Source organism: Pseudolysinimonas sp. 10J20-29 (genome assembly GCF_055809595.1).
The window spans coordinates 1,970,006-1,985,291 of sequence record NZ_CM147917.1 but is presented as its reverse complement, the minus strand read 5'-3'; the positions used below and the strand labels follow the sequence as shown (position 1 = coordinate 1,985,291).

The following is a 15,286-nucleotide window of genomic DNA, read 5'->3' as shown; positions in this document are numbered from 1 at the left end:
CGCTGGCAAGTTCGGTAGCGCTCGGCGGAGGGCTAGAGGGCGTAGTCGACGACGACGGGGGCGTGGTCGGACCAGCGGGTGTCGTAGGCGGAGGCGCGGTCGATCGCGTAGGAGACGGCGGTCTCCGCGAGGGCGGGCGTGGCGAGCTGGTAGTCGATGCGCCAGCCGGTGTCGGTGTCGAAGGCCTTGCCGCGCTGCGACCACCAGGTGTACGGGCCCGGCACCTCCGGGTGGAACCGGCGGTGCACGTCGACCCAGCCGAAGCCGGCGCCGCGGTTGTAGTCGGCATCGCCCTCGGCGCCGAGGAAGCGGTCGAAGTAGGCGCGCTCCTCGGGCAGGAATCCGGCGTTCTTGATGTTGCCCTTCCAGTTCTTGATGTCGAGCGTGCGGTGCCCGACGTTGAGGTCGCCGACGACCACCGTGCGCGGGTTGTGCTCGGCAAGCTGCGGCAGGCGCTCGGCCATCGCGTCGAGGAACTTGTACTTCTCGACCTGCTTGGGGGTGTCGACGGCGCCCGAGTGCACGTACGTCGACACGACGGTGACGAGCGTGCCGTCGACGTCGAAGTCGGCCTCCAGCCAGCGCCCGGCCGAGTCGAAGTCGTCGGCGCCGAAGCTCACCCGGTGGATGTCGGCGGCGCGCCGGCTGGCGATCGCGACCCCGGCGCGGCCCTTCGCGGTGGCCGCGTCGTGCAGCACGTTCCACTCCGGTCCGAGCAGCTCGGTGATGTGCTCGGTCTCGGCGCGCACCTCCTGCAGGGCGAGGATGTCGACGTCGCGCGCGGCGAGCCAGTCGCCCATGCCCTTCCGGTAGGCGGCGCGGATTCCGTTGACGTTGACTGAGGCGAGGCGAAGCGGTTGAGGCATGCCTCCGAGCCTAGTTCTGCTCGCTGACCTGCCGACGGCTCCGACGCCGCGCCAGCCAGCGCACCGCCCGCGGCAGTGCGGCCTCCAGCTCGGCGCGCACCTCCTCTTCGATCTCGAGACGCAGCCGCGCCTCCAGCTCGCGGCGCTCGCGCTCGCCGACCGGGTCGAGCGGCACGCCGTCGTCGGTCGCCGTGACGACGAGCCAGGCGGCGGCGATGAGGATCACCTGGCAGATCAGGTTGAACCAGATCAGCAGACCGATGATGACGGCGAAGGAGGCCAGCAGCGGGTTCGAGGAGGCCCCGCCGAGCAGCGTCGTTCCGAGGATCTTCAGCACCGCGAGGCCCGCCGCCCCGATCAGGGCCCCCTGCATGAGCGGGCGGGGCGGGATCTTCACGCCGGCGAGGATCCGGTACAGCGTCGCGAGGATCGCCGCGTCGAGCGCGAACATCAGGGTCAGACCGATGATGCGGGCGGCGATCGCGGCGATCCGCGAGTCGGTGTCGACGCCGATCGCGGGGAAGATCCATTCCAGCGCCTGGGTGCTGGCGAACAGCAGCGCCGCCGAGAGCAGCACGGCGGCGCCGAAGGCGAGGGCGAGGCCGAGGTCGCGCAGCTTCAGCAGCAGGAAGTTCGCCGGGGGCGAGGGCAGCTGCGCGATCTCGCGCACGGCGTTGCGGGCGGAGCCGAGCCACGCGATCGCGGTGAACAGCGCGCCGACCAGGGCGAGGGCGCCGGTCCAGCCGATCGCGGCCGCGTCCAGCAGTTCGTCGGGATCGATCGCGCCGCCGTTGCCGAGGTCGAGCAGCCCGGGCACCGAGAGCCGGATCACGCGGAACAGCGAATCACGCAGTTCGGCATCGGCGCCCAGCACGAGTCCGATGATCGAGAACCCGACCCAGACGGCGGCGAACACGGAGAAGATGGCCTGGAAGGACAGCCCGTTCGCCAGGAGCGCCCCGCGCTGCTCGCCGAAGTGCTTGAGCACCCGAACCGGCTTCCACTCCTGGGCTTTCTCGGCGAACGCCTTCGCGCGCTCAAGCGTTCGCTGGCCCCAGGCTTTGACGCGGTGGGGGAGCCCGGCCTCAGCCGCATCCTCCGAATCGGTCATGCATCGACCCTATCGAGGCCCGTCCGCGGCGTGCCGGAACCTCTCCGTTTCCCGGGTGTTCGGAATTTGAGGATGTTTTTTCGCCGACTGGCGTCATATCCTGCTGGGAGGCCCGTCTCTCTGGGCATGGAGATGCAAGAGGACCGTCGTCACGGCGATCTTGCGTGTGTTCCATTCCCGGGAGGCTTCAGAGGGGCCGGGGGAGTGGTTCAGGGGGATGAACAGCCACAACGCGAAGGCATTGACTTCGGACGGCGAGTACATCGAGCGAGCGCGCGCGGGGGATACGAGCGCGTTCGCCGAACTTTGGCGCCGTCACTATCGTTCTGCTGTTCGCGTCGCCCGCCAGTTCACGTCGATCGACGCCGATGACCTCGTTTCCGAGGCCTATGTGCGCATCTATCAACGTGTTCTGGCGGGTGGCGGACCGACCGGCGCGTTCCGGCCGTACCTGTACACGACGATCCGAAATCTCGCGAGCAGCTGGGGGGCCGCGTCGCGGGATGTCCAGGTCGACATGATCGAGGACTTCCAGGACGAGCGGATCCCGGAGGATCCGGCCGTGTGGGCGCTCGATCGCACGCTGACGGCGACGGCCTTCCGCACGCTGCCGGAGCGCTGGCAGACGGTGCTCTGGTACACCGAGGTCGAGGGGATGGACCCGCACGAGGTCGCGCCCATCATGGGGATGAGCGCGAACGGCGTCGCGGCGCTGTCGTATCGGGCCCGCGAGGGCCTGCGCAAGGCGTGGCTGCAGGCCCACATCAGCGACGAGGGGCTCTCGGATGAGTGCCGCTGGGCGATGGCGAAGCTGGGCGAGAACGCCCGCAACGGCCTGGGCAAGCGCGAGAAGGCTCGCCTGGATGCCCACCTTCCCGGCTGCACCCGCTGCTCGATCGTGTCCGACGAGGTCGATGAGGTCGGCTCGCGGCTCGCGCTCGTGCTGCTGCCGATGATGCTCGGCGGGGTGGCCGGCGGCTCGCTGCTCGCGGCGCTCGCCTCGAGCTCCGCGCCGGTGAGCGATCTGGCGATTCCGCCGATGCCGGAGGCGGTGGACGCGGTCGTGCAGTCGTCGCTCGCCGCGGCGCCCGTCGTCGGCGGTGTGGCCCTGGGGGCCGGCGCCAGCGCGGGCCCCGGTGCGCTGGTCAGCGGCATCGCGGTCGTCGCCGTGCTCGGCGGTGGGCTCGTGCTCACGGGCTCGACGCCGACCGACGCGGACCCGGCGCCGCCGACGTCGAGTTCGTCCGCGGACGCGTCGACGCCGGCCCCGGGGGAGGACATCCTGGCGTCTCTGGAGGTCGAGGAGCCCGACGACGAACCGGTCGACCCGAGCGACATCGGCACGGTCGAGGCGAGCACCGGAGGCGTCTCGCAGACCGTCGACAACGTCGCCAGCGGCGTCGGAGAGGTGGTCGGCGGCGTCGGAGAGGTCGTCGGCGAGGTGGTCGGCGGCGTCAGCGAGGTCGTCAGCGAGGTGGTGACCGCCGATGTCACGCTGAACCTGTCGGGCACTGCGACCCCGGGTGCCACGGTGTCGCTGACCGCGGCGGGCAGCATCCTCGCCACGACGACGGTCGCCGCCAACGGAACCTTCCAGCTCTCGGTGAGCGGACTTCCCGGCGATACGGCGGGACTCACGCTGTCGCAGAGCGTCGACCGCGGCTACCTGGAGTCGCTGCTCGGCTCGCGCGGCATCCTCGGCAGTCTGCTGCGCCCGCTCGACTCGCTGGTGAACGACCTGATCGCGCCGCTGCGGTTGAACTCCGCCCCGGCGCTGCCGGTCACGCTGACCACCAGCTGACTCGCGAAGATTTCTCGCTCAATCGGCGTCATAGCGCCGACGGGTGTCGGTCTCTTTCACGGAAGGCCGTTCGGCCTTCGCCTCCGGATCCCTACGGAGGCGCAACGGAGTGGCCGGTCTCGCAGCAATCCCAGCAGCTGCGGGCCGGTCCCTCTGCGCGGACCGCGCGGGCGAGCTACGCCTTGCCGCGCAGGACCGCCTGCTTGACCTCGGCGATCGCCTTGGTCACCTCGATGCCGCGCGGGCACGCCTCCGAGCAGTTGAAGGTGGTGCGGCAGCGCCAGACCCCCTCCTTGTCGTTGAGGATGTCGAGGCGCACCTGCGACCCCTCGTCACGGCTGTCGAAGATGAAGCGGTGCGCGTTGACGATCGCGGCGGGGCCGAAGTACTGGCCGTCCGTCCAGAACACCGGGCAGGAGCTCGTGCACGCGGCGCACAGGATGCACTTGGTCGTGTCGTCGAAGCGCTCGCGCTGCGCGACCGACTGGATGCGCTCCTTGCCGCCCTTCGGCTTCGAGTCGGCGATGAGGAACGGCTGGATCTGCTTGTACGACTCGAAGAACGGCTCCATGTCGACGATGAGGTCCTTCTCCAGCGGAAGGCCCTTGATCGCCTCGACGTAGATCGGCTGCGAGATGTCGAGATCCTTGATCAGGGTCTTGCAGGCCAGCCGGTTGCGGCCGTTGATCCGCATCGCGTCGGAGCCGCAGATCCCGTGCGCGCAGGAGCGACGGAAGGTGAGCGTGCCGTCCTGCTCCCACTTGATCTTGTGCAGGGCATCCAGCACGCGGTCGGTCGGGAACATCTCGACGTCGAAGTCCTGCCAGATCGGCTCCTCCATCGTCTCCGGGTCGAAGCGGCGGATGATGAGCGTGACCGTGAACGACTGGATCGGCGCCTCGGGAGCGGGTGCGGGAGCCTCGGCGGTTGCGGTGGCCATCAGTACTTCCTCTCCATGGGCTGGTAGTTGGTGATGACCACCGGTTTCCAGTCGAGCGTGATGTGGTCCGAGGCGTCGGGCGAGTGCGGGTCGCCGGTGAGGTACGCCATCGTGTGCTTCATGTAGGTGGCGTCGTCGCGGTCCGGGTAGTCGTCGCGCATGTGGCCGCCGCGGCTCTCCTTGCGGTTGCGCGCCGAGTAGACGACGACCTCCGCCAGGTCGAGCAGGAAGCCCAGCTCGATCGCCTCGAGCAGGTCGGTGTTGAAGCGCCGGCCCTTGTCGTGGATGCCGATGTTCTTGTAGCGCTCGCGCAGCTCGAAGATCGTGTGGGTGACCTTCTCGAGCGACTCGTCGGTGCGGAACACCTGCGCGTTCTTGTCCATCTCGTCCTGCAGCTCCTTGCGGATCGCGGCGATCCGCTCGGTGCCGGTCGAGTTGCGCAGCTGCTCGACGAGGTCGCTGACGAAGCTGGCCGGGTTCTCCGGCAGCGGCACGAAGTCGGCGGTCTTCGCGTACTCGACGGCGTAGTTGCCCGCGCGCTTGCCGAAGACGTTGATGTCGAGCAGCGAGTTGGTGCCGAGCCGGTTCGAGCCGTGCACCGAGACGCAGGCGCACTCGCCGGCGGCGTAGAGGCCGGGCACGACGGTGTCGTTGTCGCTCAGCACCTCGGCCTTGATGTTGGTCGGGATGCCGCCCATCGCGTAGTGCGCGGTCGGCATGACCGGCACCGGCTCGTGCACCGGGTCGACGCCGAGGTAGGTGCGCGCGAACTCGGTGATGTCGGGGAGCTTCGTCTCGAGGACCTCGGCGCCCAGGTGGGTGCAGTCCAGCAGCACGTAGTCCTTGTGCGGTCCGGCGCCGCGGCCCTCCGCGACCTCCTGCACCATGCAGCGCGAGACGATGTCGCGCGGTGCGAGGTCCTTGATGGTGGGGGCGTAGCGCTCCATGAAGCGCTCACCGGAGGCGTTGCGCAGGATCGCGCCCTCACCGCGGGCGCCCTCCGTGAGCAGGATGCCGAGGCCGGCGAGACCGGTCGGGTGGAACTGGAAGAACTCCATGTCCTCCAGCGGCAGGCCCTTGCGCCAGATGATCCCGACGCCGTCACCGGTGAGGGTGTGCGCGTTCGAGGTGGTCTTGTAGATCTTGCCGAAGCCGCCGGTCGCGAACACGATCGACTTGGCCTGGAAGACGTGGATCTCACCGGTCGCCAGCTCGTAGGCGACGACACCGGCGGGCTTGCCGTCGTTCATCACCAGGTCGAGCGCGTAGTACTCGTTGAAGAAGTTGACGCCGAGCTTGACGCAGTTCTGGAACAGCGTCTGCAGGATCATGTGGCCGGTGCGGTCGGCGGCGTAGCAGGCGCGGCGCACCGGGGCCTTGCCGTGGTCGCGCGTGTGGCCGCCGAAGCGGCGCTGGTCGATCTTGCCCTCGGGGGTGCGGTTGAACGGCAGACCCATGTTCTCAAGGTCGAGAACCGCGTCGATCGCTTCCTTGGCGAGCACCTCGGCCGCATCCTGGTCGACGAGGTAGTCGCCGCCCTTCACGGTGTCGAAGGTGTGCCACTCCCAGCTGTCCTCCTCGACGTTGGCGAGGGCGGCGGCCATGCCGCCCTGTGCCGCGCCGGTGTGCGAGCGGGTCGGGTAGAGCTTGGTGATGACCGCGGTCTTGGCCTTCGGGCCGGCCTCGATGGCCGCGCGCATCCCGGCGCCGCCGGCACCGATGATGACGACGTCGAACTGGTGGTAGTGGACGCCGTCAATGACGTCACCGTCGGTGAACTCCATGTCTTACTGTGCCTCGCAGAGCTCTTGGAGACCGGTCGACGCGGGGTCGCCGATGCAGGGGTCGAAGGTGGTCAGCACGAGCGTGCCGAGAACGAGCAGCACGATCGTCGAGACGAGAAGCGCGACGAGCAGCACCTTCCGCAGGCGGCCGTGCGCGTAGTCGTTGACGAGCGTGCGCATGCCGTTGGAGCCGTGGATGAGCGCCAGCCAGAGCAGCAGCAGATCCCAGACGATCCAGAACGGATCCGCGAGCTTGCCGGCGACGAAGGCGAAGTCGATCGCCTTGACGCCCTCGCCGAGGAACAGGTTGACGAGCAGGTGGCCGAAGATCAGCACGACGAGCAGAACGCCCGAGACGCGCATGTAGAGCCAGCCCCACTTCTCCCAGTTGACGCCGCGACGCGGCGGTCGGGAGTTGGGCAGAGGTACCGCGGTCATCACTCGCCTCCGAAGACGTGCATCAGGTGGCGCGGGGCGAAGCCGACGAGCAGCAGCACCCACAGCGCGATGACGATCCAGAACATCAGGCGCTGGTGGCGGGTGCCCCAGGAGAAGAAGTCGATCGCGATGATGCGCAGGCCGTTCAGCGCGTGCAGGCCGATCGCGGCGACGAGACCGAGCTCGCCGATGCCCATGATCGGCGTCTTGTAGGCGCCGATGACCGCGTCGTACGCGTGCGGGTCGATGCGGATCAGTGCGGTGTCGAGAATGTGCACCAGCAGGAAGAAGAAGATCGCGGTCCCGGTGATGCGGTGCAGCACCCACGACCACATTCCTTCGCGGCCGCGATACAGCGTCCCAGCAGGACGTCGCGGGGCGGGAACGGGGACAGTGGGAGCCGCCGCGGGACGCGCAGCGGAACTCGACACGGACTCCTCCTCGGGGTCTCCGTCGCGGTCGACGGGTGGCACGCCGGTCGCATTGCTTCGGACACGGCCAGTCTAGTGCGCTCGCACCGACGGCCGCTTCTGAGGTCGACCTTACTTTGTCTTGATGTCGAGAGATGTGGCGGCGGCGCCGCGGCGTGCCGCGATCACCTCGTCGTAGTGGCCCAGCAGCTCGTCGCAGAGGCGGCCCCAGGTGCGTCCGATGACCTTCCGGCGCCCCGCCTCGCCCCAGCGGGCGCGCAGCTCGGCGTCGGCGACGAGCGGGCGCACGGCGGCCTCGAGGGCTCCGTCCGCCGTCGGGTCGTACAGCACCCCGTCGACCTGGTCCTCGATCAGGTCGATCGGTCCGCCCGCGCGCGGCGCGACGACGGCGAGCCCGCTGGCGTGCGCCTCCTGCAGCGTCTGGCCGAACGTCTCCTCGGTGCCGGTGTGCACGAAGACGTCGAAGCTCGCGTAGGCGGCCGACAGCTCCTCGCCGCGCAGCTCGCCGAGATAGGTCACCGGCATCCCCTCGAGGGCGCGGGTGACGCTCGGCATCGCCGGGCCGCCGCCGACGATCACGATGCGGATGCCCGGGATGCCGGCCAGCTCGGCGAGCCGCTCGAGGCTCTTCTCCGGGGCGATGCGCCCCACGTAGCCGAGGATGACCTCGCCGTTCGGGGCGAGCTCGGCGCGCAGTTCGCGGGCGCGGGCCGTGAACCGGTGCCCCGGGTGGTAGCGGTCGGTGTCGACGCCGCGTCCCCAGCGCTCCAGGCGCGGAACGCCCGCCTCCTCCAGTGCGGCGATCGACGTCGAGGACGGGGCGAGGGTGAGGTCGGCGCCCTCGTGGATCCAGCGCACGATCCGCCAGGCGAAGTTGGAGGCGACGGCGAGACGGTTGCGGCGCGCGTAGCCGGAGACATCCGTCTGGTAGATCGCCACCGTCGGCACATCGAGGCGGTTGGCCGCCGCGATCGACTGGGCGCCGAGCAGGAACGGCGAGGCGACGTGCACCACGTCGGGGCGGAAGCGCGTCAGCAGTCCGCTGATCTGCGAGTTGGGCAGACCCACCGGGAACTGCCGGTACGCGAGAGCGGGAACCTCGTGCACGGGGAACCCGGCGAACTGCCGCGGCGACCCCGCCGCCGGCACGATCAGCATCGCCTCGTCGCCGCGATCGGCGAGGTGCTCCAGCAGCTTGATGACGCTCGTCGTCACGCCGTTGAGGGTCGGAAGGAAGCTCTCGCTGACGACCGCGACTCGACGTCCCATGATCCACCTCCCGGCTTTCCTTGACGTTAAGGAGCGCGGGTAACGAGAGGGTGTACGCACCGTGTCGAATTGCGTTAACACAAGGTGCGTAGGGTGGGGCGCATGGCTGAGCGAGCGTCGGCGTTGGACCGGTTCTACAGTGTGATCCCCGCGGGCGGAGTGGGCTCGCGCCTGTGGCCGCTCTCGCGCGCGGATGCGCCCAAGTTCCTGCACGATCTCACCGGCTCGGGCCAGACCCTGCTCCGGGCGACCTGGGAGCGGCTGGCGCCGATCTCGGGCCCGCAGCGGGTCATGGTGGTCACCGGTCGCGCGCACCGGGCCGCGGTCGAGGAGCAGATCCCCGAGCTGGCCGACCCGAACGTGGTCCTGGAGAGCGAGCCGAAGGATTCGACCGCCGCGATCGGGCTGGCCGCCGCCATCCTGCGTCGCCGCGAACCGGACGTCATCATCGGCTCCTTCGCCGCCGATCACGTCATCCACGAGCCGGCGAAGTTCCGCGCCGCCGTCGAGCAGGCGGTGATGGCCGCCGACGCCGGGTACATCGCGACGATCGGCATCACCCCGAACGAGCCCGCGGTGGGCTTCGGCTACATCCACTGCGGCGAGGCCCTCGCGATCGACGGCGCGCCCGATGCGCTGCGCGTCGAGAGCTTCGTCGAGAAGCCCGACCTCGAGACCGCGCGCCGGTACGTGGGCGAAGGCCATCACCTGTGGAACGCGGGCATGTTCATCGCGCGCGCCGACCGGCTCTTGGAGGAGATCGGCGCGACCCAGCCCGAGCTGCTCGCGGGGCTGGAGGAGCTGGCGGAGGCCTGGGACGAGCCGGCGCGCCGCGGTCCGGTGGTCGACCGGGTCTGGCCGAAGCTCACCAAGATCGCGATCGACTACTCGGTCGCCGAGCCCGCGGCGGAGGCCGGCCGCCTCGCGGTCATCCCCGGTCGCTTCGGCTGGGACGACGTCGGCGATTTTGCGTCGATCGCCAAGCTGCACTCCGGCGGGCGGCCGGCCAACCTGGCGATCCTGGGCGAGAACGCCCGCGTGCTGTCGGACTCGGCCAGCGGGATCGTCATCTCGACCACCGACCGGATCATCTCCCTCATCGGCGTGCAGGACATCGTCGTCGTCGACACGCCGGACGCACTGCTGGTGACGACGAGCGAGCACGCGCAGCGCGTGAAGAGCGTCGTCGACGCCCTCAAGCTGTCGGGTCGCGACGGCGTCCTGTAGCGCACGAATCCGCCGTTTCGAGCCGGAAAACTGTGTTGACGGGCTCAACATTTCGGAATCGTTTCGCCACAATCCCAGGTTTGTAACGCTTCGGTCATCACTCGGTGCAGGCGGTCGGCAGACGGCCGCGAATTGGGTAACGTGAGGAAAACGCTCGGCATCCTGCCGTGCGCGCATTCTTGGAGGACACCGTGACAATCACTTTCCGCAAGACCGGTCTCGCCGGTCTCGCCGTGCTCGGCACGAGCGCGCTCGTGCTCACCGGCTGTGCGTCGGCACCCGAAGACGGCGGCGACACCGACGGCGCGATCGACTACCTGCCCTGCATCGTCTCCGACTTCGGCGGCTTCGACGACAACTCGTTCAACGAGCTGTCGCTCGGCGGCATCGAGACGGCGACCGAGGAGCTCGGAGCCGACTACATCGCGGTCGAGTCCAACACCGACGCCGACTACCTGCCGAACATCGAGAACCTCGTCGCCGAGGGCTGCGACCTGGTCGTGACGGTCGGCTTCAACCTCTCGGCGGCCACCTCGGAGGCGGCGCTCGCCAACCCCGACGTCAGCTTCGCGATCATCGACGACTTCGGCGACGCCGACTTCGACGGTGCCACCGACTCCGACAACATCAAGCCGATCCTGTTCGACACCGCCGGTGCGGCGTTCCTCGCGGGCTACGTTGCCGCGAGCTACACCACGAGCGGCGTCGTCGGAACCTTCGGCGGAATGAACTTCCCGACGGTCTCCATCTTCATGGACGGCTTCGCCCAGGGTGTTGACTACTACAACTCCGAGAAGGGCGCCTCGGTCGAGGTGCTCGGCTGGGACCGCGACGCTCAGGACGGAACCTTCATCGGCTCGTTCGAGGCCGGAACGGATGCGCGCAACGCCGCGCAGAACCTCATCGACCAGGGCGCCGACGTGCTGCTCCCGGTCGGCGGACCGATCTACCTCAGCGCCGTCGAGGCCGTCCGTGACTCGGGCGAGTCGATCGTCATGATCGGCGTCGACGCGGACCTCACCGTGACCGACCCCGACAACGCGGACCTGTTCCTGACCTCGATCCTCAAGCAGATCTCGGTCGCGACGGCTGACGTCGTCACGGCGGTCGGCGAGGGCTCGTTCGACGCGACGCCGTACGTCGGCACGCTGGAGAACGGTGGCATCGGCATCGCGCCGTTCCACGACTACGAGAGCCAGGTTGACAGCGAGCTCGCTGCCGAGATCGAACGCGCTCATCGCGGGGATCATCGCCGGCGACATCGAGGTCACCTCGTACCTCGCGGGCTAACTCGCACCACGGAGCGGGGAGGTCGGCCTTCGGGTCGGCTTCCCCGCTCCTGTTCTCCCCAACTTTTTCGGCTCCGGATACGCTGGGCTCGGCACTGCCGCCGCACCGCGACGAAAGGACATCGACGTGAAACTCGAGTTGCGAGGAATCACCAAGCGCTTCGGCGCACTCGTCGCGAACGACCACATCGACCTGGAGGTCCAGGCGGGTGAGATCCACGCGCTGCTCGGCGAGAACGGCGCCGGCAAGTCGACCCTGATGAACGTGCTGTACGGGCTCTACCGTGCGGACGAGGGCGAGATCCTCCTCGACGACAAGGTGCAGCACTTCGCCGGCCCCGGTGACGCCATGGCCGCCGGCATCGGAATGGTCCACCAGCACTTCATGCTGATCCCCGTCTTCACCGTCGCCGAGAACGTGATGCTCGGCCACGAGACCACGCGCTGGGGCGGACGGCTGGATCTGGACGGCGCGCGGGCGAAGGTGCGGGAGCTGGCGGAGCGATTCGGCTTCGACATCGACCCGGATGCGCTCGTCGAAGATCTCCCCGTGGGCGTGCAGCAGCGGGTCGAGATCATCAAGGCGCTGTCGCAGGACGCGCGCGTGCTCGTCTTCGATGAGCCGACCGCGGTGCTCACGCCGCAGGAGACCGACGAGCTGATGGCGATCATGCGCCAGCTCAAGGAGGGCGGCGCCTCCATCGTCTTCATCACTCACAAGCTCCGCGAGGTGCGCGAGGTCGCCGACCGCATCACGGTCATCCGACTCGGCAAGGTGGTCGGCGAGGCCGCCCCCACCGCCACGAACGCCGAACTCGCCTCGCTCATGGTCGGGCGCGCCGTCGACCTGACGGTCGACAAGGAGCCGCCGACGCTGCGCGACGAGTCGTTCGTCGTGAACGGGCTCACCGTCGTCGACGCGCGCGGACACCGTGTCGTCGACAACCTCGACCTCGAGGTGCGCGGCGGCGAGATCGTTGCGATCGCCGGGGTGCAGGGCAACGGGCAGACCGAGTTCACCGAAGCGATCATGGGTCTTCAGCCGCGGCTGCGCGGGTCGATCCTGCTGAACGGGGTCGAGCTGGTCGGACGCCACGTCAGCGAGGTCCTCGAGGCCGGCGTCGGCTTCATCCCCGAGGACCGCAAGGTCGACGGGCTCGTCGCCGAGTTCACCATCGCCGAGAACCTCATGCTCGACCGCTCCGACGGGGCCCCGTTCGTCGAGCGGGGAAGCCTGAAGCTGGACTACCTCGCCACGTTCGCCGACGAGAAGATCGCGGAGTTCGACATCCGCGCCCCCGGCCGGCAGACGCCGGTCGGCCGGCTCTCCGGCGGAAACCAGCAGAAGGTCGTGCTGGCGCGCGAGCTGAGTCGCGAGCTCAAGCTGCTCGTCGCCGCCCAGCCGACGCGCGGACTCGACGTCGGCTCGATCGAATTCGTGCACGAGCAGATCGTGTCGGCGCGCGACGCGGGAATCCCGGTCGTGGTGGTGTCGACGGAACTCGATGAGGTGACCGCGCTCGCCGACCGCATCGCGGTCATGTACAAGGGCGGGATCGTCGGCATCGTGCCGGCGGACACCCCGCGCGAGAAGCTCGGTCTGATGATGGCGGGCGAGAAGGCGGAGGACGCGGCATGACGACGACGGAACAGGCGCCGGGGGCGCCCGCCGAGACGAACCGGTGGCGGCGAGCCCTCACCGAGATCACCACGGGAAACGCGCTGCTGTCGCTGCTGGCGATCCTGCTCGCGATTCTGATCGGCGGCATCCTGATCGCCATCACCGACCCTGATGTGCAGGAGGCCGCGGGCTACTTCTTCAGCCGGCCGGCCGACACCTTCGGCGCGATCTGGCAGTCGATCAGCGGCGCGTACGTCGCCCTGTTCCAGGGAGCGATCTACGACGCGCGTCGCGACGACCTGCTGCTCGCCATCCGGCCGATCACGCAGACGCTGGTGTTCGCCACCCCGCTCATCGCCGCCGGACTCGGCGTCGCGATCGCCTTCCGGGTCGGCCTGTTCAACATCGGCGGCCGCGGCCAGATCATCATCGGCGCCGCGTTCGCCGGATACGCGAGCTTCGCGTTCGACCTGCCGGTCGGCGTCCACCTCGTCGTCGCGGTGCTGCTCGGCATCATCGGCGGCGCGCTCTGGGGCGGCATCGCCGGATTCCTCAAGGCGCGCACCGGCGCCCACGAGGTGATCGTGACGATCATGCTGAACTACGTCGCGTTCTACCTGGTCTCCTACCTGCTGCGCACCCCGGTGCTGCAGAACCCGGCGTCGAACAACCCGAAGTCGCCGCCCGCGGCCGAGACGGCCGTGCTGCCGGCGATCTTCGGCTCGCCCTTCAACCTGCACTGGGGCTTCGTCCTTGTTGTCGCCTCCACCGTCCTGGCCTGGTGGCTGCTCGAGCGCTCGAGCCTCGGCTTCAAGTTCCGCGCCGTCGGGTTCAACCCGGATGCGGCGCGCACCGCGGGCATCAAGGTCGAGCGCATGTACCTCTACGTGATGCTCATCGCGGGCGGCTACGCCGGACTCGCGGCATCGACCGAGGTGCTGGGCACGGTCACGAGCGGCTTCACGAGCGCGGTGGATGCGGGAATCGGCTTCGACGCCATCACCGTCGCGCTGCTCGGCCGCTCCCGACCGTGGGGCGTGTTCGCCGCCGGAATCCTGTTCGGCGCGTTCAAGACCGGCGGCTTCACGATGCAGGCCTCGCAGGGCGTCCCGATCGACATCGTGCTGGTCGTCCAGTCGCTCATCGTCCTGTTCATCGCGGCGCCGCCGCTCGTGCGGGCGATCTTCCGCCTCCCCGGTGCCAAAACCGGCGCCGAGTCGAAGGCGGTGGCCGCGTGACCAAGCTCGCACCCGAAAGCACCGCGGCCACGGGCGTCGCCCAGAAGGGCCGATGGAAGGTCCCGATCGCGTTCGCCGGACTCGCCGTCGTCGCCTTCGTGCTCTTCGTGCTCCTGGCCGAGGACGCCCCGACGCGCTTCAACTTCTCGGCGCGAACCGACCTGCTGCAGCTGCCGGTCGCCGAGTTCCCGGCGCTCGCCTCGGGCATCGTCGTGACGATCCTCACCGCGGGCGTCGCCGTCTGGTCGGCGCTGCTCGTTCGGCGCGGCCAGCGCGTTCCGAGCTGGATGCCGATCGCGGGCGCTGCCGTGCTGCTCATCGGCTTCCTCGCCTGGGCCGCAGCCGGCAGCACCCTGCAGGTGCCCGGTCTGCTGACCGGCACCATCGCGCTGTCGGTGCCGCTGATCTTCGGCGCCATGGGCGGCGTGATCTCCGAGCGCGGCGGCGTGATCAACATCGCCATCGAGGGTCAGCTGCTCGCGGGCGCCTTCGTGTCGGCCGTCGTCGGCAGCATCACCGGGATCCCGCTCGCCGGGCTCGTGGCGGCCGCCGTCGCCGGGATGCTCGTCTCGTTCATCCTCGCCACCTTCGCGATCCGCTACCTCGTCAACCAGGTGATCGTCGGCGTCGTCATCAACGTGCTGATCTCCGGACTCACGGGCTTCCTGTTCTCCAAGTGGCTGAGCGAAGACAGCTCCACCTTCAACTCGCCCGACCGCTTCGAGACGATCGCCATCCCGCTGCTCAGCGAGATCCCGCTGATCGGTCCGGCGCTGTTCCGCCAGACGGTCATCGTGTACCTGATGTACGTGATCGTCGCCCTGGTGGCCTACGGGCTCTACAAGACCCGGTGGGGACTGCGTCTGCGCTCGGTCGGCGAGCACCCGACCGCCGCCGACACCGTCGGCATCAACGTCAACCGCACGCGGTTCTGGAACGTGTCGCTCGCGGGCGCGATCGCCGGTCTCGGCGGCGCGTTCATCACTCTCGGATCCGTCGGCGCGTTCAACAAGGACATGACCGCGGGTGCGGGCTTCATCGCCCTCGCCGCCGTGATCTTCGGACGCTGGGATCCGATCCGCGCCGTGCTCGCGGCACTGCTGTTCGGGTTCGCCTCCAACCTGCAGAACGCGCTCAGCGTGATCGGGTCGCCGGTGCCGAGCGAGTTCATGCTGATGCTGCCGTACCTGGTGACCATCTTCGCGGTCGCCGGCCTGGTCGGGCGGTCACGTCCTCCCGCCGCCGACGGCCAGCCGTACGTCAAGAGCTGA

Annotated in this window: 13 protein-coding genes; 6 read left to right on the top strand and 7 right to left on the bottom strand. The window is 69.1% G+C overall.

Features of this window, described 5'->3' with window-relative positions; all coding sequences use genetic code 11:
- Positions 1 to 32 precede the first annotated feature (32 nt).
- Positions 33 to 866, bottom strand: a complete 834-nt coding sequence (locus tag AC0L6Y_RS09625) for an exodeoxyribonuclease III (protein WP_473551511.1) — start codon at positions 864 to 866, stop codon at positions 33 to 35.
- A gap of 10 nt (positions 867 to 876) precedes the next feature.
- A complete protein-coding gene (locus AC0L6Y_RS09620; RefSeq protein ID WP_473551509.1) occupies positions 877 to 1,977 on the bottom strand; it encodes a YihY/virulence factor BrkB family protein in 1,101 nt (366 codons plus the stop codon).
- Between the two features lie 217 nt (positions 1,978 to 2,194).
- Between AC0L6Y_RS09620 and AC0L6Y_RS09615 the strand changes: the two genes are divergently transcribed.
- Positions 2,195 to 3,778, top strand: a complete 1,584-nt coding sequence (locus tag AC0L6Y_RS09615; protein WP_473551506.1) for a sigma-70 family RNA polymerase sigma factor — start codon at positions 2,195 to 2,197, stop codon at positions 3,776 to 3,778.
- Positions 3,779 to 3,953: 175 nt separating this feature from the next.
- On the opposite strand, the gene AC0L6Y_RS09610 is transcribed toward AC0L6Y_RS09615, so the two are convergent.
- From AC0L6Y_RS09610 to AC0L6Y_RS09590, 5 genes are all read right to left on the bottom strand, one after another.
- Positions 3,954 to 4,718: a succinate dehydrogenase iron-sulfur subunit gene (locus AC0L6Y_RS09610; RefSeq protein WP_473551503.1), complete on the bottom strand. Its 765-nt coding sequence runs from the start codon at positions 4,716 to 4,718 to the stop codon at positions 3,954 to 3,956.
- Complete coding sequence (gene sdhA / locus AC0L6Y_RS09605; RefSeq protein WP_473551501.1) at positions 4,718 to 6,502, bottom strand: succinate dehydrogenase flavoprotein subunit; 1,785 nt, start codon at positions 6,500 to 6,502, stop codon at positions 4,718 to 4,720. Before sdhA ends, AC0L6Y_RS09610 begins: the two co-directional genes overlap by 1 nt.
- Before the next feature lie 3 nt (positions 6,503 to 6,505).
- Positions 6,506 to 6,940, bottom strand: coding sequence for a succinate dehydrogenase/fumarate reductase transmembrane subunit (locus tag AC0L6Y_RS09600; protein ID WP_473551497.1), 435 nt, complete (start codon positions 6,938 to 6,940; stop codon positions 6,506 to 6,508).
- A complete protein-coding gene (gene sdhC / locus AC0L6Y_RS09595) occupies positions 6,940 to 7,275 on the bottom strand; it encodes a succinate dehydrogenase, cytochrome b556 subunit (protein WP_473558424.1) in 336 nt (111 codons plus the stop codon). The genes AC0L6Y_RS09600 and sdhC overlap by 1 nt, the downstream gene beginning before the upstream one ends.
- 207 nt (positions 7,276 to 7,482) lie before the next feature.
- Positions 7,483 to 8,640, bottom strand: a complete 1,158-nt coding sequence (locus AC0L6Y_RS09590; protein WP_473551494.1) for a glycosyltransferase family 4 protein — start codon at positions 8,638 to 8,640, stop codon at positions 7,483 to 7,485.
- Positions 8,641 to 8,742: 102 nt separating this feature from the next.
- Between AC0L6Y_RS09590 and AC0L6Y_RS09585 the strand changes: the two genes are divergently transcribed.
- From AC0L6Y_RS09585 to AC0L6Y_RS09565, 5 genes are all read left to right on the top strand, one after another.
- A complete protein-coding gene (locus tag AC0L6Y_RS09585; protein WP_473551491.1) occupies positions 8,743 to 9,867 on the top strand; it encodes a mannose-1-phosphate guanylyltransferase in 1,125 nt (374 codons plus the stop codon).
- 191 nt (positions 9,868 to 10,058) lie between these two features.
- Positions 10,059 to 11,369 (top strand): BMP family lipoprotein, encoded by a 1,311-nt coding sequence (locus tag AC0L6Y_RS09580; protein ID WP_473551488.1) that lies wholly within the window; start codon positions 10,059 to 10,061, stop codon positions 11,367 to 11,369.
- The gene (locus AC0L6Y_RS09575) at positions 11,284 to 12,795 is read left to right on the top strand and encodes an ABC transporter ATP-binding protein (RefSeq protein WP_473551484.1); all 1,512 of its coding nucleotides are present in this window, start codon (positions 11,284 to 11,286) and stop codon (positions 12,793 to 12,795) included. The genes AC0L6Y_RS09580 and AC0L6Y_RS09575 overlap by 86 nt, the downstream gene beginning before the upstream one ends.
- Positions 12,792 to 14,015 (top strand): ABC transporter permease, encoded by a 1,224-nt coding sequence (locus AC0L6Y_RS09570; protein WP_473551481.1) that lies wholly within the window; start codon positions 12,792 to 12,794, stop codon positions 14,013 to 14,015. The genes AC0L6Y_RS09575 and AC0L6Y_RS09570 overlap by 4 nt, the downstream gene beginning before the upstream one ends.
- Positions 14,012 to 15,286, top strand: a complete 1,275-nt coding sequence (locus AC0L6Y_RS09565; protein ID WP_473551478.1) for an ABC transporter permease — start codon at positions 14,012 to 14,014, stop codon at positions 15,284 to 15,286. Before AC0L6Y_RS09570 ends, AC0L6Y_RS09565 begins: the two co-directional genes overlap by 4 nt.